Origin of the sequence: Pararhizobium capsulatum DSM 1112, from assembly GCF_030814475.1 — a bacterium.
GTDB classification, from domain to species: domain Bacteria; phylum Pseudomonadota; class Alphaproteobacteria; order Rhizobiales; family Rhizobiaceae; genus Pararhizobium; species Pararhizobium capsulatum.
Genome location: NZ_JAUSVF010000001.1, coordinates 4,180,088 through 4,198,685, shown reverse-complemented (window position 1 = coordinate 4,198,685; position 18,598 = coordinate 4,180,088). Strand labels below are relative to the sequence as shown.

Genomic DNA, 18,598 nt, shown 5'->3' with positions numbered 1-18,598 from the left:
TGGGTGTGCGGTGATTCTGCCACAGCTTGGCAGGAATGATGGGCAGCGCGTGTCCGACACATCATTGTCGGAGGGCGCGCGGCGCCCATATCGGTGATGCACGGTTCGCCTCATGCGACCGGTCTGGCGCATGTCCATCAGTCGCCTCCACAAGCGTTGATGAACGAAATTTTGGCTAGACCCACATTTCGCGATCGCCGAAGCCATCGCCTTCATTGAAATTGCGTGTGCCGATCATTGAGGCCGCCTCAGTCGTCGGTTCCTGCTGCTGGGCCTTGTTGGCACTAGCGCCCTCTTGCACGTTTGCCTTGCGTGCTTCGGCTGCTTCCGCAGCTTTCAGCTTGGCCTGCAGTTCGGCGATCTCTTCATTGATCGTGGCCTTGTCTTCGTCAGTCTTGGCATCTTCGAGCTCGGCCTGCCTGGCTTCGATCTGTGCCTGTATGGCTGCTGTCTGCGATGCACTGCTGCTACTGCTCGACGATGTACTGCTGAGCGTTGAGAGCAGTGAGGTGCTTGAAATGGCGCCAACCATCCTCGTTCCTTTCTCTGATGAAGTGTGATGCGTCTTTGCTTAAAGCAGCCAAAGCTAAACGAAATCTGCCGGCAATCCCGCAGAAATCATCACTGTTTTTTCAGGGAGAATGCGCTCTCAGAAACATTTCACGCTCCGGTCGGAGCTAACGCTCAAATGCGAAAAACGGGTACTGAATACTCGTTCTGCATGGATATTACGGCCGTCGGAGAAAACTAATCCCGATTTCACCGATATTTCGGATTACCAAGGAAATTAGCGGGCATGTGATTGTGTCAACTGTCTGGTTGCCGTTGTTTCCACGTCCACCGCTGGCATCATGACGACATATGCAGGAAATATTCTGACATTCAGAAACGGCATCGGGAAACAAGTCGATACAAAAAACCTGGGAAGGTTGGGCCTTCTCTGCGTGCGGAGAAGTCACTTCTCGCATTATCAGCGCGATTTCAAAGGCAGATCGTCACCAGTCTCTCGAATGGTGACGGCGAACCGCAGGATTGAACCCTGTTCAGGCTGCCATCCAGCGCCGCTCGCGGGCGAAGTTGGCAAGCTCATTCGGGCTCATGGGACGGGCGAATGCGTAGCCCTGCAGCCCGTGGCAGCCGAGATCCTTGAGAATCTTTGCGTGTTCCAGCGTTTCGACACCTTCGGCTATGACCTCGATGCCCAGGGAGGTGCCGATGTCGATGATCGACGAGACGAGCTGCCGCTGGCTGGGGGATGTCAGGATCGGGATGACGAGCTGGCGGTCGATCTTCAGGCGGCGCGGCGTCAGCTTCAGCAGGCTGACGATCGAAGCATAACCGGTACCAAAATCGTCGATCTCGATGTCTATGCCGAGGTTTTTGATCTGTTCGATATTCGAAAGGACGGTCATGTCGCTCTCGTCGAACGAGATGGACTCCAGCAGCTCGAAAGCAACGCGTCCCTCTGGAATAGAAAGCTGGTTCAGACGTTCGATAAGGTTTTCGTCGTGCAGCCGGTGATAAGAGAGATTGACCGAAACCTTTGGGATGTTGATTTCGCTTGCCTCCCAGCGTCGCGACTGGAAGAGGGCCTGTTCGAGAATGCGCTGGTCGATCTCCGCCAGGACATTGATTTCCTCAGCGGTTTTCAGGAAGGCGTGCGGCGCCAGAATGCCTTTCTGGGGATGATCCCATCGCGCCAATGCCTCGACACCAATGATATCGAGGGTGACAGGGCAGAATTGCGGTTGGAAATAGGCGATGAATTCGTTCTGCTCCAGGCCACGCAGGATTTCGTCAGCCGTCTGCTTGTTCTTGAAGACGGCCGTTTTCAGGGAATGGGCAAAAATCTCGTAGCGTCCGCGCCCGCGCCGCTTGGCCTCGTAGAGGGCAATATCCGCGTTGACGAGAACCTGAGTCAATTCCTCCGTCGCGCTGCCCTGCTCCGCAATGCCGATGCTTACGCCGATGCGGCACTCCTGGCCGTTATACAGGATGGGCACGCTCATCGCCTCGATGATGTGGCGGGCAAGCGCGGTGTCGGTGCCCTTCGTGCGTGAAATGATGACGAACTCATCCCCACCGATGCGAGCGACGAAATCATCTACGCCGGTATTGTCCCTTAGAATCCGGGAAGCGTGCCGCAGGATTTCGTCACCGGCGGCATGCCCGAGCGTATCATTGATTTCCTTGAACCGATCGAGGTCCATATGGAAAATCTTCGCGAACGGCATGCGCGGCTCTTCAGGATCGGGTACCGTCGCTAGAATCTGGTCGAGATAACGCCTGTTTGGAAGGCCGGTCAGAGGATCGTGGAGGGCATTGAACTCCATGCGGTGGCGAGCGGTCTCCAGCTCGACGCTGTGCGCTTCCGCCTGACGACGTGCGTCCTCAAGGCTCTCGTTGCGCTCGACATCCGAGGTGACGTCCCAGTTGACGCCGACAATCTTCCGGCGACCTTCACCATCGGTGTAACAGGAGCCGATGGTTCGGATATGGCGAACCTTGCCGTCCGCCAGTCTCAGGCGAAACTGGGATCGATAGGACTGACCCTCGGCGACAAGCGCTTGTGCAAACTCCGCTTCCGCTTGCTGGAGGTCGTCCGGATGCAGAGTGTTGCGCCAAGTTTCATAGACCTGCCCGCCTTCGCCCTTGAAACCATAGAGTTCCTTCATTCGCTCGTCCCAAAGGAGGACGTTTGACGTGATATCCAGTTCCCAGATGCCGATTTCGGATGTGTCGAGGGCGATGTTGAGCCGGTGGGAGAGTTCCTGCAACTGATGTCTGTTCAGCTGAAGGGCATGAATATTGGCCTGTCTTTCCTCCATCAGCCGTCCGGTTATCAGCATCGGAACGAGGATGATCATGCCTCCCAGTGTCAGCAGTAACCGCATCGACCAGAGATTGGGCGGGTCCGCCAGCCAGCCACCTTTCGGTACCGCGCCGACCTGCCAGGAGCCGCCAGGGAGAAATACGCTCATCAGCACGGGATCGTCGTTTCGAACGGTTCCGTTGCCATAAAAGAGCGCGCCGTCTTCCCCGAGACCGTCCTTGCCGGAAATTGCAACGTCTATCTTGAGATGCCGCGCCTGGAGGCCGCTTGTCCGATAGAGCTTATCGACGTCGATGACGGCGGAGACGATGCCCCAGAAGTGTTTTTCGGCGCCGTTGCCGTCATTATAGACTGGAAAGCGTCCGATCAGACCGTGGCCGCCCTGAACCAGAGTCAGCGGGCCGGCCAGTACCAGTTTGCCGCTGTCGCGCACCCTCAAGGCTGCGGCACGCTGCTGCTCGTTCTTGTTGTAGTCGAGGCCGAGCGCTTTTTCGTTGCCCTTCAGGGGGTATATAAGCGAGACGACGAGATCAGGGGCGGCGGCAATGCTACGCAGGTTGGAGCGTTCGTTGAAGATGTTGCGCGAAAGGGCGGCAAAGCGCTCCTGCGTCATGTTCGGTTCCGTTGCCATCGTGGCAATCAGGCCGCGCACGAGTTGCATGTCGCCGTTGACGCTGGCTTCCAGCCTTGCCCGGATGGGATTGAGTTCGGCGATCACGGCAGCTCTTTGCCTGGCGGCATGGATGGCCGGCTCTGATGTTCGGCAAAGATGCCGGCCATGAGGGCCACGACTACCGCGATCAGGGCGGGAAGATAACTCGGTCGGAAAAGCCGCGCCCACCTGAATTCTTTCGCTTCGTGCATCGCTGACAAACCAACCCGTCCCTGCTGCCTTGATTTCGGCATTTGCAGGCATTCTCGCAAACCGGTCTTAACAATACGTGGTCGTTGTTCACGCCTCGTCCGCAGGCGCAATCATGGCCAGCAATGTTTCCAGCCGGTCGGCTTCCCCTGGCAGCTTGTCCTGTCTCAGTCGGGCGATGCGGGGAAAACGCATGGCGACGCCAGACTTGTGGCGGGTGGAGAAATTAATGCCTTCGAAGGCGACCTCGACGACGAAGCCGTGGTCCGGTTCGGCCCGCAGCGAACGCACGGGGCCGAAACGCTCGATCGTGTTTTCGCGAACGTAGCGGTCGAGAACTTCGAGCTCGGCATCGGTGAAGCCGAAATAGGCCTTGCCGACGGGGACCAGTGCGTCAGCCCCATCCTTCTCCGTCCAGACGCCGAAGGTGAAATCCGAATAGTAACTCGATCGCTTGCCATGGCCGCGCTGGGCATACATCAGGACGGCATCGATGTTATAGGGGTCTCTTTTCCACTTGAACCACGGCCCTTTGGTGCGGCCGGCGGTATAGGGTGAATCCAGTCGCTTCAACATGATGCCTTCGATGACAGGATCGGGCGGCGCCCGCCGAAGGGCATCGAGTTCTTCCCAGGTATCAAATGGCACCAGCGGCGAAAGATCGAAGCGATCGGGTGGTGCGGCATTGATCAGATCGGCCAGTTTTTCGCGCCTGTCGATGAAGTTTTCAGCTCGAATATCCTGCTCTCCGGAAAACAGGAGATCGTAGCCGCGGATGAAGGCGGGATATTCTTCCAGCATCTTGCGGGTGACCATCTTGCGGTTCAGGCGTTGCTGCAGATCGGAGAAGCTACGGGTTGCACGGTTGGTTCGCATCGTTCCGCCGACCAGAAGCTCGCCGTCGATGATGCCCTCGAAGGTCGCGGCTTCGAGGATATCCGGAAAGGCGCCGGAAATGTCGTCGCCGGAGCGGGAATAGAGGCGTCGCGTGCCGGCGAGATTGGCGAATTGCACACGGATGCCATCCCATTTCCATTCGGCGGCGAAGTGTCTCGGATTTAATGCGGCGACGTCGGTTTCGGTCAGCGGTGTTGCCAGCATGACCGAATGGAAGACGGCGGGCATGGAGAGAGCCGGTTTTTCGCTCTTGCCATCCAGCCATTGGAAAAGATCCAGATAGGGTGGTTGCAGACCATGCCATAGCGTTTCGATCTCCACGACATCGACACCGCCCATATCGGCCAGGGCTTGCTTCACCAATCGGGCGGAGACGCCGATGCGCATGCCGCCGGTGATGAGCTTCAGGAAGGCGAAGCGGCTCGAGCCGTCGAGCTGGTCGAGCAGGGAACGTACCACGCCATGCACGTCGGCGCGGCTTGCCGATTGCAGTCTGTGGACGATCGCACCGGGTGAAAGGTCAGAGGCTTCATTTGTCGTTTGTGTATCCGGTTCCCAGACGAGCGATATGGTTTCGGCGAGATCGCCGACATAGTCGTAGGAATACTGGAAGAGAACCTCGTCCATGCGTTCCAGAACGAGTTGCTTCAACAACTGCGGCTTGACGGTGTTGAGCGTCAGCGTGCCCGACAGTGATGCGAGTGCGTAACCGCGGTTGGGGTCGGGGGCGGAGCGGAAATAGTCCGCCATCAGCTTGATCTTGGCGTTGCGCTGCGGGGTCAGCACGAGCCGGTCGAGGAGTTCGGCAAAGGCGCGCATGGTCAATCGCCCTCGTCTTCATAGCCGATGAGATGCAACGGGCGGGCGGGAATGCCCTGCAGTTCGCACCAACGCACCAGCGCCTCTTCCCGGCCGTGGGTGACCCAGACTTGTGACGGTGCGATTTCGTTGATGGTGGCGAGAAGTTCCGGCCAGTCGCAATGATCGGAAATGATCATCGGCAGTTCGACACCGCGCTGCTTGGCCCGCTGGCGCACCAGCATCCAGCCGGAGGCGAAGATGGCGACCGGATCGGGAAAACGCCGCGCCCAGCGGTCGGCAAAGGCCGAGGGCGGGCCAATGACCACGGCACCGGCAAAGGATTGGCGGTCACTGTTGTCGATGGTGGCGGGGCGCAGGTCACCCAGCGCAACACCACGTTCTTCATAATAGGTGCAGAGCTTGGCAAGTGCGCCGTGGATGTAGATGGGCGCGTGATACCCCGTTTCGCGGAGCAGCGCGATGACGCGTTGGGCCTTGCCGAGAGCGTAGGCGCCGACCAGATGGGCGCGTTCAGGGAACTGCGTAAGCGACGTCAGGAGCTTGATGATCTCGCCTTTGTCGTCGGGATGATGAAAGACGGGAAGGGCGAATGTCGCTTCAGTGATGAAGACATCGCAAGGGATCGGTTCGAACGGCAGGCAGGTCGGGTCTCGCCGCCGCTTGTAGTCACCGGAGGCAACGATCCGGGTACCTTCGGCTTCGACGAGGATCTGCGCCGAGCCGAGCACATGGCCGGCGGGATGGAAGCTGACCTCGACGCCGCCGAGCGACAGGCTCTCTCCAAGCGTAATGCTCTGCGCGCTACCGCAGAAATTCTCGCCGTAGCGGATGCCCATGATATCCAGCGTCTCGCGGGTCGCGAGCACGCGGGCGTGGCCGGAGCGGGCATGGTCGGCGTGGCCATGGGTGATCAATGCCCGGTCGACCGGCTGGACCGGATCGATATAGAAATCGCCCCTCTCGCAATAGAGGCCCTTGGGCGTGGAGTAGAGAAGCGCTTCCGGTTTCATCAGAAGCAAGATAGCTGGCAGGACGGCGCCTGCCAGCATCCGCGACGCATTTTTTTATCAGGCGTTCGGGTAAGCCGAGAGGGTTCCCGCAATCAGGTCTAGAACGCCCTTGGGATCGACGGCGATGCAGACCTGCTGGCTCGGCAAGTTGTCCCAATCATTCGGCGGGAAGATTTGGCTGTCGGGCTTCTGGATCGTCTGGCCATCGGCAATGCCGCCGCAGATGACACGGATTGGCCCGCTCCTCGTGCGGAAAAGTTCGGGCGCGACGACGTAGACGCAGGCGCAGCTGTCATGCACGACCATGCCGTCCTTGACGTGGTTCTCGTAGAAATCGATGTAGAACTGGGAGATGTCCGACAGCAGCCTGGCGCGCGGCCCACCTGCGGCGACGATGTCGGCCAGCAGGCTGCGGGTCATTACGGTCTGGACCGTAACATCGAGCCCGATCACGGTAACAGGCCAGGGCGCGGTCATCACGACGTCAGCAGCTTCCGGATCGCCATGGATATTGGCTTCGGCAGCGGGCGTGATGTTGCCCGGCCGGTCGAAGGCGCCGCCCATGATGACGACAGCCTTGACGAGGCTGGCAATCTCGGGGTCTTCGCGCAGTGCAATGGCCAGATTGGTCATGCGTCCGACGGCAACAATGGTCACTTCACCGGGATTGGCGCGCACCATCTCGATGATGAAACGGTGTGCCGGGCGGGAATCGCAGGGGATATCGACCGTTTCGGGGACACCGATATTGCCGAGGCCATCGTCTCCGTGGATGAACGCCGGCCAGTCCACATGGGGGCGGTTCGGATTGTAGGTCTCGTTGGCGCCCTTGGCGACGGGGGCATCGATATTCCAGGCCTGCTTCAGGAAAAGGGCATTGCGCGTCGTGGTTTCGATCGAGGCATTACCGAAAACACTGGTGATACCGATCAGGTCGATGTCAGGATGGTGGTGCAGAAACAGAAGCGCCATTGCGTCATCGACGCCGGGATCCGTATCGAAAATTACCTTATGCATGTCTGCCCTTTCAAAAAAACAGGGATAGGCTGGCTGGGCACCGTCACGCCATGCCGCACGCCAGATGGATTATTGGAAGCGGCGAATGCTGAAGGGAGCCAGATGGCTCTGCTCGCCAGTATCAAGAAGGTTGGCGACGCTGCGCCCGGTGATGGCGGAGAGGGTCAGTCCCAGGTGACCGTGGCCGAAGGCCATGGCGATGCGTGGGTCGGAGGGGTGCAGACTGATCACCGGGATAGAATCCGGCGTTGAAGGACGCCGGCCCATCCATTCGGCTCCCCCGCTTTCGGGCAAGCTTGGTACATAGCGGCGCATCTTCTGACGCATCGCGGACGCGCGCGCAAAATTCGCAGGCGCTTCCGGGCGGGCAAGCTCGACGGCGCCGCCGACGCGCAGCGCGTTCCTGAGCGGTGTTGCGACGAAACCATGTTCGGAGAAGAAGACCGGCAGTTCGAGCGTGATGCCGGGGTCCGTGAACGTCGTGTTGTAACCGCGTTCGGTTTCCAGAAGCACGTTGAGGCCAAGGCTGCGCACCAGATTGCGTGACCAGACGCCGGAGGCGATCACGGCCTTGTCGAAATCCTCGGTCTCGCCGACGGCCGTCGAAAAGCGGATGCCATTCGCCTGCTGGATAATGCCGGTCACTTCACCTTCGACAAGGCGTCCACGCTCCCGCACAAAAGCCTGCAGGGTGCGGAGCAAGGCGAGCGGATCGAGAAAAGTCTGGTAGCCGGAAGAGAAAATCCCGCCGGCAAAATTGCCTTCCAGCGCAGGCACCTGCGCGCGCGCTGCTGCGAGGTCAAGTTTCTCGACTTCGTGGCCGAGCAAAGCCGCATTTTTCTGCTCGTGCGGAAAGGCGGCATCGAGTGCGCTCTGGCTGTCGAAGATCGTCAGCGCACCGCTTCTTTTCATGTGGCCTGAAATGCCCGCCAAAGCGGCCAGATTTTCATGGGCGTCGAGTGCATCGCGCATCAAGGTGAGGAGTGCTGCCTTGGATCGTTCGACCTGCCCCGTTCGCGATGCAATCAGGAAGGCGAGGAGCCACGGCGTGAGCGACAGCAGATCCTGCCAGCGCAGCGTCAGTGGCCCGAGCGGATCTGCCAGCCATTTCGGTGCAGCGAAGATCATATCGGGGCGGGCGAGCGGATCGATCTCTGGGAGGGCGAGAATACCCGCATTGCCGACGGACGCGGGCAGGCCGGCGATATCCTTTTCGAAGACGGTAACATCATGCCCCTTCTCGATCAGGTGAACGGCTGTCGCGCATCCAATGATCCCCGCGCCCGTAATTCCTATGCGTGCCATGCTGTTCCTGCCGAATTGAATTCTGGAACCTTGTCTTCGCGCCCTTGGCGATACGGATCAAGCCTTCCCTGCGGCTTATTCCAATCATTTTCAGAGGGGAACCGATGCTGTTCCATCCAGAACAGCATGATTTCCCGAGCTTTGTGATGGTTGGTGCCAAGGGAAGGCATTGCCCCGGCCCCGTTTTGGCGCACATCGTTGCCCGTAATGTTTAAACTTCCGAAACGTCACCTCGCTAGAATACCATGAGTTCAAGGGCTTGAGGTTTGGAAATGGCGGGGCGGCAGCGGTGAAATCGATCCTGAAGAAGATACGTCTTCCACGCAAGGTGATGTTCGTCGTCGCTGGCGTGCTTCTGCTGTCGGGGGCATCCGGGGCCTATGCCCTTTTCATGGTCCAGGGGAAGGGCGAAGGGGAAAACGCGGAGATTTCCGTTTCGGGTCTGGCCTGCACCACGGTCGATACCCTGAAGATGCGCCGCAACGGTCAGCGCTGGATCCGCAAATATATCAACGTTGAAAAAGGGACTGGCGAAGAGCGCGTGCGCACGGCGCTTCGCGTCGCGGGGCTGCTTGTCCATTACGAGAAGGCGGATCTCTATCAGGTTGCCGTTCTCGATACGGCCGGACCGAAGGAGCGCGCGGACTGGCGCGGATCCGCAATCGGCGCGCAGGTTCTGTTTGCACCCGATCCCAAGGCGGTTCCTGGCATGAATGAGGCTTTCTCCGCACGTTACAGTGACGCGCCGGCGAATATGATCGGCCTCTATTATGGCCAGGAGGTCAGCCTTTCGCAGGATCAGATCAAGGATACGCTGACATCGATCATCGAGAAGACCGAGTGTATGGATCCGCCACTGCCGGAAGGCGCTGAAGGCAGCGAAGCCGGTGCGCATGGCGAGGCAAGTGAGCATGGCTCGGCGGAAGCCGCGGGCCAGGGCGAGGAGAACGGTCACGCCGCCGAGGCCAGCGAAGAGGGCCGTGGGGATAAGGCTACCGAAGATCATGGAAAGGCCGCTGCCGAGGAGCATGGCGCGGAGAATAGTGAAAAGAGCGGCGGAGTATTCGCTTCGATCACAGGTATGATTTTTGGTTCCAGCGAAGAAAAACCGGAAGCAGCAGAGCCTGCACCCGTGGAAGGGCATGAAGCGCCTGCTGCCCAGACGCATGGTGAGGCGGCTCCGACTGAGGAACATTCCGCTGTCAAACCCGAAGAGCATGCGGAAACAGCAAAGCCGGGTATGCTGGACTCCGTCAAAGCCATGATTTTCGGCGGCGGTGAAGCGCCTGCGGGCGAACACGCCGCGGCGCCTGCCGAGAATTCGAATGCCAACGCCCATGACATGACCGCCGAGGCGGCCGAAACGAAAAAGGAGCCCACCGTTCACTGACGGCAGGCTCCTTCATCTTGTTTCAAATGGTCGTTGATCAATCAGCCTTGGCGCGGCGCGCCGGGAACAGGATGATATCGCGGATCGACGGGGAATTGGTGAGCAGCATGATCAGGCGATCGACGCCGATGCCGAGACCGCCAGCCGGTGGCATGCCCTGGTCGATCGCGTCGAGGAATTCGTCGTCAAGCTGCTTGTCCTTCTCGCCGCGGGCATGGGCCTGTTCGAGCTGGTCGACCATGCGGGCGCGCTGCTCTTCAGGGTCGTTCAGCTCGGAGAAGGCGTTGCCGAGTTCCCAGGTGTTGCAATAGGTCTCGAAACGTTCGACGAGACGCGGTTCGCCCGGCACCTCCTTGGCAAAGGGCGAGATATCCTTCGGGAAATGGGTGACGTGCGACGGCTGGATAAGGGTCGGCTCGACCTTCTCTTCAAAGATGAAGGCTAGGCATTCGCCCCAGGTCCAGTCCTTCTCGACGGCAAAGCCGGCGGCCTTGGCGGCAGCGCGGGCTTCCTCATCCGACTTGATGGCGAGGAAGTCGATGCCGGTCGCTTCCTTGACCGCATCCGGCATCGGCACCCGCTTGAACGGGCCCTTGAAGGAGATTTCCTTGTCGCCGAAGGCAAATTCCGTCGAACCGTGGATCTTCATCGCCAGCTCAGAGAACAGCCGTTCGACGAGGTCCATGATGTCCTCGTAATCGGCATAGGCCCAGTAGCACTCCATCATCGTGAATTCGGGATTGTGCCGGGTGGAGACGCCTTCGTTGCGGAAGTTGCGGTTGATCTCGAACACCTTGTCGGTGAGACCCGAAACCAGAGTGCGCTTCAAAAACAGTTCCGGCGCGATGCGCAGGTACATATCGAGCTTCAGCGTGTTGTGATGCGTCTTGAACGGCTCGGCGGTGGCCCCGCCATAGACCGAATGCAGCATCGGTGTCTCGACTTCCATGAAGCCGTCGTTTTCCATGAACCGGCGAATGCCGGAAACGATCTTCGAGCGTTGCTGGAACCGGAGCTTCGAATCGTCATTGGTCATGATGTCGAGGTGACGCTTGCGATAGCGCAGCTCGATGTCGGAAAGGCCATGCCACTTTTCCGGCATCGGCAGCAGCGACTTGGTCAGCATGGTGATCTCACGTGCGTTGATCGTCAGCTCGCCGCGCTTGGTGCGGCGCACGACACCCGTCACGCCGATTATGTCGCCGATATCGATCATCGGCAGAAGCGCGCGGGCTTCTTCCGGTGTCGTGTCCTTGTGGCTGAAGATCTGGATCTTGCCCGAGGCGTCACGGATGTCCACGAACATGCCGGAATTGCGCGAGGAATAGACGCGGCCGGCGACGGTGACGATGTCCTGTGTCTCGGTGTCCGGCTCAAGGCTCTCGTATTTCTCGGCCAGCTCGCCATTGGTGATCGTGCGGTGGAAATGCGCCGGATAGACGTCGCCGATCTGCTCGCGCAGCATCTTCAGCTTCTGGGCGCGAACTTCCGTGACGTCGGAGGAAAGGGCGGTTTCGGTCTTGTCTGTCATGATCTTCCTTACTTTCCACTGCCGGCCATGGAGGCCACGACCTGGCCGGCGACCTTCAGGCGCTGGCGCACGACAGAACGGCCGAGAATGGCCATTGAATCAAACAGCGGCAGCGAACGCGACGAGCCGGAAACGGCGATGAACAGCGGCGCGACAACCACCTTCAGCTTTTTTTCCAGGCGGTCGGCGACGGCGCGCAGTTCGGCTTCGATGGCCTCGACATTCCATTCGAGGATCTTTTCCAGCGACGGCTGTACCTCGTTGAAGATCGCAACCAGTTCTTCCGGCGAGGATTTCACCTTGGCGAAGGAAGACGCATCAAGGCCGAGATCGGATTTGAACAGGAAGCCCGCGAGGTCGGGCAGATCACCAAGTTTGGTGATGCGCGACTGCGACAGCTTGAGGCCCTGGTTGATACGGTCGTTTTCCATTGCCCAGGCGAGAACGCGGCCACGGAATTCCTCTTCCGAAAGACCTTCGCGCAGCCAGCGGCCGTTTAGCCAATCGAGCTTCTGGATATCGAAGATCGCGCCGGCCTTGGACAGGTTTTCCGGATCGAACTTTTCGGCGAGCTGGTCCATGGTCAGCAGCTCTTCGCCTTCGGCGATCTGCATGAAGAACAGGCCGAGGAAGTTCATAACCGCTTCCGGCAGGTAGCCGAGGGCGGAGTAGTAGGAAATCGAGGTCGGGTTCTTACGCTTCGACAGCTTCGACTTGTCGGCATTGCGCATCAACGACAGGTGCATGAACACCGGCGGCTCGAGGCTGAGATACTGGTAGATCAGGATATGTTTGGGCACTGAGGACAGCCATTCCTCACCGCGCGCCACATGGGTGATCTTCATCAGATGGTCATCAACCACATTGGCCATGTGATAGGTCGGCATGCCGTCGGCCTTGAGCAGGACCTGCATATCGACCGCGTCCCACGGAATATCGACGGGGCCATAAACACCATCGACGAACTTGCAGGAGCCTTCGGTCGGGATCTTCATGCGCACGACGGTCGGTTCGCCGGCGGCCATGCGGGTCGTTACCTCTTCGGCCGAAAGCGTCAGGCAAAGACCGTCATATTTCGGCGGCTTGCCGGCGGCGCGCTGAGCTTCGCGCATTTCCGTCAAGCGTTCAGGTGTGCAGAAGCAACGGAAGCCATGGCCGTTTTCGATGATCTTCTCGACGTAGGGCAGGTAGAGGTCCTTGCGGTCGCTCTGGCGATAAGGACCGTAAGGGCCGCCAATATCAGGGCCTTCCGACCATTCGAGCCCGCACCATTTCAGCGCATCCAGCACCTTCGTCTCGAATTCCGGCGTCGAACGGGTCGCGTCGGTGTCCTCAATGCGCAGGATGAACTCGCCACCGTGCTTTTTGGCAAAGAGGTAGTTGAAGAGCGCGATGTAGGCGGTGCCGATATGGGGTTCGCCGGTGGGGGAAGGTGCGATGCGCACCCGGACTGGTCTGTCGGTCATGATCCTGGCCCGTGTTTGATGTGCTTTCGGCTTTCCGTCCGGGGAATGCTTCGGTCCGGTCTGAAGGCCATGCTTTTCTGGGAGGAAATGCCCCGGATGATGCCGCGAAGGGCTGAAAAGTGGGGAAAATCCATTCGCTGGCGTGAGACCATATTCACAACGGCGCGTCAAGGAAAACCGGCTTCGAAGGTGGATCAACCCAGCTTGACAGCAGTCGTCGATTTTTGTAATTAACTAATCAGTTAATTAACTATATGGTTTAGTTCTGATGAGCGAGGAATGTCTCACCGCGACTTTTGCCGCATTGGCCGATCCAACGCGGCGGGCGATCCTGGCGCGGCTTGCCCAGGGAGATGCCTCCGTCAACGAGCTGGCGGCACCTTTCGAGATGAGCTTGCCGGCCGTTTCGAAACACCTGAAAGTGCTGGAACGTGCCGGCCTCATCAGCCGCGGTCGCGAGGCGCAGTGGCGGCCCTGCCGTCTGGAGACGGGTCCGCTGAAGGACCTGCAGGGCTGGCTCGATAATTACAGGCAATTCTGGGATCACAGCCTTGATCGGCTCGATCTCTATCTTCGAAAACTACAGGAGGGAGACGGAAATGGACGCCCGAGCTGAATATGTGCCTGCCGACAAGGCCAATCTTGTCTTGAAACGGACCTTCGACGCGCCCGTTGCGCTGGTCTACAAGGTCTGGACCGACCCGTATCACCTCGCGCAATGGTGGGGCCCGCATGGCTACACAACGCCGGTCTGCGAAGTCGACTTGAGACCAGGTGGCATTATCCGGCTGCACATGGAAGGTGCCGACGGCGTGCGCAATCCTTCCAACGGCGTCGTCAGGGAGGTGGTTGAAAACGAGCGTTTCGCCTTCACGACCACCTGGGACGACGATACGGGCGCGCAGATGATCGAGTTGCTCAACACGGTGACGTTTCAGGCGATCGGCGACCGGACGGAGATGACGCTTCATACCCAGGTGTTGAAGATCACCAGGGAATTGGTGCCGGAGCTTGACGGCGGCATGGAAGAGGGCTGGAGCCAGAGCCTCGAAAAGATGGCCACCGTCATCGCCAATCTTTCCTGATCTATCCTATATCGGAGCATATTATGTTGAAGACTATTCTGATTGTCCTCGCGGTGATAGTGCTTGCCATTATCGCGCTTGTTATCTTTGCTTCGACGAAGCCGGATACGTTCCATGTCGAGCGCAGCATCATCATTGCCGCTCCGCCGGAGAAGATAGTGCCGTTGATCAACGACTTCCATCAATGGCAGGCGTGGTCGCCCTATGAAAAGCTCGATCCGGCTATGACCCGCACGATCAGCGGCGCGCCGGCCGGGCAGGGCGCGACCTATGCCTGGAGCGGCAGCGGCAAGGCAGGTGCCGGACAAATGGAGATCGTCGAATCGTCAGTGGAGAAGATCGTGATCAAACTCGATTTCTCCAAGCCGTTCGAAGCCCACAATATCGCGACCTTTACACTGATCCCCGCGACCGCGGGAACGGCGATCACCTGGGCGATGGATGGTCCGGCGCCGTTGATCGCCAAGGTCATGGGGCTGGTCTTCAGCATGGATGAGATGATCGGCAAGGATTTTGCCGCGGGCCTCGAAAACCTGAAGGCGATCGCTGAAAAATAATCGAAAACGGGAACCATGGCATGGCCCGCTCGTTAATTCCGCAGAGGAATGCGGGCTGTGTCAATCGGACCCGAGGGCGCCGGAGAACATGGGAATTTTTCCGATTTCTTCCTGTGGCCAACGAAACGGCAGACGAGCTCCTTACCCTTCCGGCTCGCATCCTCTTCAATCCTAACTTAAAAGCCCCGGGATTTGAGGTCCCGGGGCTTTCCATTATTTTCCGTGTTCTGCTTTCGCTGCGGCGGCTTTTTGCCGCCTGTTGCGCGACAGCATGTTGAGTACTTCAACGAGGGCCGAGAAGGCCATGGCGGCGTAGATATAGCCCTTCGGCACATGCAGCCCCATGCCTTCGGCAATGAGCGTGGTGCCGATCATCAGTAGGAAGGCAAGCGCCAGCATGACGATTGTTGGGTTCCGCTCGATGAAACGGGCCAGCGGACCGGCGGCCACAAGCATCACGGTCACAGCGGCAATGACGGCGATCACCATGATCGGCAGATGCGGGGTCATGCCGACGGCGGTGATGATGCTGTCGACCGAGAAGACGAGATCGAGAAGCAGGATCTGGCCGATGGCAGCGCCAAAGGTCGCAGTCACAGAACTTGCGATGAAATCCTCGTTATGATCGGCGGGATCGACGTTGTGATGGATTTCCTTGGTTGCCTTCCAGACGAGGAAAAGACCGCCGGCAATCAGGATCATGTCTTTCCAGGAGAAGCCATGGCCGTAAAGTTCGAAGACCGGCGTCGTCAGCTTGACGATCCAGGCGATCGTGCCCAGCAGGGCAAGGCGCATGATGAGTGCAAGGCTGATGCCGATGCGGCGTGCTCTTTCGCGATGTCCCGCCGGCAGCTTGTTGGTGAGGATCGAGATGAAGATCAGGTTGTCGATCCCCAGCACCACCTCCATGACGACCAGAGTGACAAGCGCAACCCAAGCTGTGGGGTCCTGGAGAAGCTGTAGCATTTCTGGCATCAGAGCCGGTCCTTCCTCGATGGATCAATCGAAATTACATGTGTCGCACCGCTTTTAAGCAACCGCGCATGGAGCAGCCTATGTATGAAGCATTGCTGCTCTTGCAAGCGGGAAGGTACCGCAAGGGCTGCGATATACCGTTAACTCTCGATCGGAATCCAGATTTCGGTGACGCCGGTGGCGGTTGCGGGATCGAAACGTTGGTCATAGCGCTCGATCATGTCGGGAAAGGAACCGTGCCGAAAATCGGACGCCGGCAGCCATTCGGAAAAGATGCGCTGAATGAGTGGCGCGATGCCGGAAACGTGGCCATCATGGCTGAAGACCGCGTAAACGCGAGCCGGAAGACTCAAGAACTCGAATCCGGCGGGAAGCTGAGAAGGCCCCGACACTTCCATCGCCGTATGATAGAGGAAGTGCCCCTCCTTGCCGTCTTCGTGGGTGCAGATGCCATAGGCCACAGCGCCGACGGGATCGGCAATCATATCTGCCGAGCGGTTGAACTCCTGCCACTGGGCAGGAATGCCCTCGATCTTGCCCATCGTGTATTCGCGCACCATGCCGGCCATCAGCATTGCTGGCGATCCGGCCACGCGCGGTGAAAGTTGTGCGTTGGTTTCCATCAAGCTCCTCCACTGACGGCCGACTGTGCCTTCAGCGGTGGGGCAAATCAACCGTGCTCGGGAAGATAGGACTTCAGGAAAACATCAGCTGCAGATGAAACTGTGTACTCAAGGAGTTCGCGCGTTGGCGGCTCCGTCATGACGCCGAAGAGTCGCTGTTTGAACATGCCAGCCATCGCCATCTCAATGAACTGACGTGAGGCGAGATCAGTATCCGGGATGGAAAGCTCTCCGGCTTCTACCTTTCTCTCAAGGAAGGCATGGAGAACGGTGTGACCGTTTTCCGGCGTGGCGCCGAAGAAGCCGCAGGCAAGCTGCGGCATGCGGTCGGTGACGCCGAGCACGATGCGCATGGCCCGAATGGTGTGGTCGGCGGTGATGTGGCTTGCGAGCGTCACGCCGAATTCCATCAGGGTTTCTCGCAGCGGTTTGTCTTCGTCCAGCACATGCTTCACCGTTGCAACGATGCGGCTGCGTTCCTGCTGGATCATCGCGGCAAATAGGTCTTCCTTGTTTTCGAAGTAAACATAGATCGTGCCTTTCGAAACGCCGGCCTCTTTCGTGATGTCGTTCATCGAGACGGCATCGAAGCCGCCCTGCATGAAGACGCGCTTGGCGCCTTCTATAATCTGTTCGCGTTTGGCGGGATCTTCACCGGCAACCCTTCGGCCAGCAGGACAGCCTGCGGCCATCTCGTCTTGGACTTCGGCGGTGTTGCTCACGTATTTTCCTCCAGGCTTATATTTTGTTGTCGCGTCGTTAACTTTTCGAACCGTTCGGTTCGATTTCACTTGATATGTGCGTTTATTCGCACTATGTCAATCGAACCGAACGGTTTGGTTCGAAATTTCCCATATAAGGGCTGGTCGCGCAATATGTCCGTATCAAAGAAAACCGGTGCTGCTCACGTTCGTCCCGTGGACGAAGAGTTCAACGCGGAGAACGAGGTGGAAACCGCAGCGCCCGAGGCAAAGGATACGGCTGCGCCCGTGGTAGAGGCCGCGACGACCCCTGCTGCAACCGGCGCGCCTGTCAAGCCGAAGCGCCGCTCCTTCCTGCTGCCAATCGTTGGTCTCGCCTTGCTGGCCGGTGGCGGCTGGTATGGTTACGACTGGTGGACGGATGGTCGCTTCCTGATCTCCACCGACGACGCCTATATCGAAGGTGATATCACGTCGATCTCGCCGAAGGTTTCCGGTTATGTTGAGAAGGTCGATGTCATCGCCAACCAACGCGTGAAAGCGGGCGACCCGCTGATCACAATCGACAACGGTGACTACAGAATAGCGGCTGAACAGGCCGAAGCCCAGATCACGACGGAAAAGCTGTCGCTCAAGCGCTTCGATGCCCAGATTGCCGGCGCCAATGCGAGCCTTGCCCAGGCAGAGGCATCAAAGGTGGCACTTGAAGCGGCTGTTCGTGGTGCCGAAACCAACCAGAAGCGCGCCAGCGACCTTCAGTCGAAGGCCGTTGGTACGGTTGCTGCCAAGGACACGGCTGATGTCGCCCTGGACCAGGCCAAGGCCAATCTGATCGGTGGCGATGCCAATATCGCAGCAGCCAAGGCCAACATCACGGTTCTCCAAGCCCAGCGCGCGGAAGCCGAAAGCACGGTCCGTTCGCTTGAGCTTGCCCGCGACAAGGCAGAGCGTGACCTCGGCTTCACCGTCCTGAAGGCGCCGTATGACGGCATCGTTGGTAATCTTGCTGTGCAGGAAGGTGACCTCGTCTCGGCTGGTCAGCGGCTCGCAGCCCTGGTGCCGGTCACGCAGCTCTATATCGACGCCAACTTCAAGGAAACGCAGATCGCCCACATGGTTCCGGGCTCCAAGGTTCGCATCCATGTTGATGCTTTCGACGAAGAGCCGATCATCGGTACGGTTGAGTCGCTTGCTCCGGCATCCGGTTCGGTCTTCTCGCTGCTGCCGGCCGAAAACGCCACCGGCAACTTCACCAAGGTCATCCAGCGCGTCCCGGTCCGCATCTCCTTCCCGCAGGAAGTGCTGGACAGCGGTCGTCTTCGGGCAGGCCTCAGCGTCGTCATCGATGTCGATACTCGCACGGCACCTTCAAGTGGCGAGACGGCAGTCGCCAAGTAAACAAGAGGCGGCGCTCCGGCGCCGCCCTTTTTCATGGTCCGCCGGGCTCGGAGAGCTGCACGGATATGGGCCGCATGAACCGGCTGGTCTCATTATCTTGATAACCGGGTCGTTTTCCGTCCGAAA

Annotated in this window: 15 protein-coding genes and 1 pseudogene; 5 read left to right on the top strand and 11 right to left on the bottom strand. The window is 59.1% G+C overall.

Going from position 1 to position 18,598, the window contains the following annotated elements:
• Positions 1-175 precede the first annotated feature (175 nt).
• From QO002_RS20165 to QO002_RS20140, 6 genes and pseudogenes are all read right to left on the bottom strand, one after another.
• A complete protein-coding gene (locus tag QO002_RS20165; protein ID WP_307232929.1) occupies positions 176-532 on the bottom strand; it encodes a hypothetical protein in 357 nt (118 codons plus the stop codon).
• A 511-nt stretch (positions 533-1,043) separates the two neighbouring features.
• Positions 1,044-3,697 (bottom strand): annotated as a pseudogene (locus QO002_RS20160) (bifunctional diguanylate cyclase/phosphodiesterase).
• A gap of 88 nt (positions 3,698-3,785) precedes the next feature.
• Entirely contained in the window at positions 3,786-5,411 is a 1,626-nt protein-coding gene (locus QO002_RS20155; RefSeq protein ID WP_307232926.1) for a cisplatin damage response ATP-dependent DNA ligase, read from the bottom strand.
• A 2-nt stretch (positions 5,412-5,413) separates the two neighbouring features.
• Positions 5,414-6,424, bottom strand: coding sequence for a ligase-associated DNA damage response exonuclease (locus QO002_RS20150; RefSeq protein WP_307233561.1), 1,011 nt, complete (start codon positions 6,422-6,424; stop codon positions 5,414-5,416).
• A 57-nt stretch (positions 6,425-6,481) separates the two neighbouring features.
• On the bottom strand, positions 6,482-7,441 hold the full coding sequence (locus tag QO002_RS20145; protein WP_307232924.1) for a nucleoside hydrolase: 960 nt from the start codon (positions 7,439-7,441) through the stop codon (positions 6,482-6,484).
• 69 nt (positions 7,442-7,510) lie between these two features.
• On the bottom strand, positions 7,511-8,746 hold the full coding sequence (locus QO002_RS20140) for an NAD(P)/FAD-dependent oxidoreductase (protein WP_307232923.1): 1,236 nt from the start codon (positions 8,744-8,746) through the stop codon (positions 7,511-7,513).
• Between the two features lie 259 nt (positions 8,747-9,005).
• Between QO002_RS20140 and QO002_RS20135 the strand changes: the two genes are divergently transcribed.
• Entirely contained in the window at positions 9,006-10,136 is a 1,131-nt protein-coding gene (locus tag QO002_RS20135) for an ICP22 family protein (RefSeq protein WP_307232921.1), read from the top strand.
• A gap of 37 nt (positions 10,137-10,173) precedes the next feature.
• Here the strand turns inward: QO002_RS20135 and lysS are convergent, their stop codons facing one another.
• Entirely contained in the window at positions 10,174-11,667 is a 1,494-nt protein-coding gene (gene lysS / locus QO002_RS20130; protein WP_307232919.1) for a lysine--tRNA ligase, read from the bottom strand.
• Positions 11,668-11,675: 8 nt separating this feature from the next.
• Complete coding sequence (gene gltX, locus QO002_RS20125; protein ID WP_307232916.1) at positions 11,676-13,133, bottom strand: glutamate--tRNA ligase; 1,458 nt, start codon at positions 13,131-13,133, stop codon at positions 11,676-11,678.
• Between the two features lie 268 nt (positions 13,134-13,401).
• Here gltX and QO002_RS20120 point away from each other — a divergent pair, with 268 nt between their 5' ends.
• From QO002_RS20120 to QO002_RS20110, 3 genes are read left to right on the top strand one after another with little or no spacing between them, the layout of a single operon-like run.
• A complete protein-coding gene (locus QO002_RS20120) occupies positions 13,402-13,749 on the top strand; it encodes an ArsR/SmtB family transcription factor (protein ID WP_307232914.1) in 348 nt (115 codons plus the stop codon).
• Complete coding sequence (locus tag QO002_RS20115) at positions 13,733-14,218, top strand: SRPBCC family protein (protein WP_307232912.1); 486 nt, start codon at positions 13,733-13,735, stop codon at positions 14,216-14,218. Before QO002_RS20120 ends, QO002_RS20115 begins: the two co-directional genes overlap by 17 nt.
• Positions 14,219-14,241: 23 nt before the next feature.
• Positions 14,242-14,775, top strand: coding sequence for an SRPBCC family protein (locus QO002_RS20110; RefSeq protein ID WP_307232910.1), 534 nt, complete (start codon positions 14,242-14,244; stop codon positions 14,773-14,775).
• 213 nt (positions 14,776-14,988) lie between these two features.
• Here QO002_RS20110 and QO002_RS20105 read toward each other — a convergent pair whose 3' ends face one another.
• From QO002_RS20105 to QO002_RS20095, 3 genes are all read right to left on the bottom strand, one after another.
• The gene (locus QO002_RS20105) at positions 14,989-15,750 is read right to left on the bottom strand and encodes a TerC family protein (RefSeq protein ID WP_307232908.1); all 762 of its coding nucleotides are present in this window, start codon (positions 15,748-15,750) and stop codon (positions 14,989-14,991) included.
• A 140-nt stretch (positions 15,751-15,890) separates the two neighbouring features.
• Positions 15,891-16,373, bottom strand: coding sequence for a GyrI-like domain-containing protein (locus QO002_RS20100; RefSeq protein WP_307232906.1), 483 nt, complete (start codon positions 16,371-16,373; stop codon positions 15,891-15,893).
• A 47-nt stretch (positions 16,374-16,420) separates the two neighbouring features.
• Entirely contained in the window at positions 16,421-17,065 is a 645-nt protein-coding gene (locus QO002_RS20095) for a TetR/AcrR family transcriptional regulator (protein ID WP_307233559.1), read from the bottom strand.
• Between the two features lie 183 nt (positions 17,066-17,248).
• Here QO002_RS20095 and QO002_RS20090 point away from each other — a divergent pair, with 183 nt between their 5' ends.
• Positions 17,249-18,472, top strand: a complete 1,224-nt coding sequence (locus QO002_RS20090; RefSeq protein ID WP_307232903.1) for an HlyD family secretion protein — start codon at positions 17,249-17,251, stop codon at positions 18,470-18,472.
• Positions 18,473-18,598 lie beyond the last annotated feature (126 nt).

Bases quoted from the DNA above. Each gene is read 5' to 3' on its own strand.
- QO002_RS20115 (WP_307232912.1), top strand. From the start codon at position 13,733: ATGGACGCCCGAGCTGAATATGTGCCTGCCGACAAGGCCAATCTTGTC.
- QO002_RS20140 (WP_307232923.1), bottom strand. From the start codon at position 8,746: ATGGCACGCATAGGAATTACGGGCGCGGGGATCATTGGATGCGCGACA.
- QO002_RS20150 (WP_307233561.1), bottom strand. From the start codon at position 6,424: ATGAAACCGGAAGCGCTTCTCTACTCCACGCCCAAGGGCCTCTATTGC.
- QO002_RS20090 (WP_307232903.1), top strand. From the start codon at position 17,249: ATGTCCGTATCAAAGAAAACCGGTGCTGCTCACGTTCGTCCCGTGGAC.
- QO002_RS20110 (WP_307232910.1), top strand. From the start codon at position 14,242: ATGTTGAAGACTATTCTGATTGTCCTCGCGGTGATAGTGCTTGCCATT.
- QO002_RS20155 (WP_307232926.1), bottom strand. From the start codon at position 5,411: ATGCGCGCCTTTGCCGAACTCCTCGACCGGCTCGTGCTGACCCCGCAG.
- QO002_RS20145 (WP_307232924.1), bottom strand. From the start codon at position 7,441: ATGCATAAGGTAATTTTCGATACGGATCCCGGCGTCGATGACGCAATG.
- gltX (WP_307232916.1), bottom strand. From the start codon at position 13,133: ATGACCGACAGACCAGTCCGGGTGCGCATCGCACCTTCCCCCACCGGC.
- lysS (WP_307232919.1), bottom strand. From the start codon at position 11,667: ATGACAGACAAGACCGAAACCGCCCTTTCCTCCGACGTCACGGAAGTT.
- QO002_RS20100 (WP_307232906.1), bottom strand. From the start codon at position 16,373: ATGGAAACCAACGCACAACTTTCACCGCGCGTGGCCGGATCGCCAGCA.
- QO002_RS20095 (WP_307233559.1), bottom strand. From the start codon at position 17,065: ATGGCCGCAGGCTGTCCTGCTGGCCGAAGGGTTGCCGGTGAAGATCCC.
- QO002_RS20105 (WP_307232908.1), bottom strand. From the start codon at position 15,750: ATGCCAGAAATGCTACAGCTTCTCCAGGACCCCACAGCTTGGGTTGCG.
- QO002_RS20165 (WP_307232929.1), bottom strand. From the start codon at position 532: ATGGTTGGCGCCATTTCAAGCACCTCACTGCTCTCAACGCTCAGCAGT.
- QO002_RS20120 (WP_307232914.1), top strand. From the start codon at position 13,402: ATGAGCGAGGAATGTCTCACCGCGACTTTTGCCGCATTGGCCGATCCA.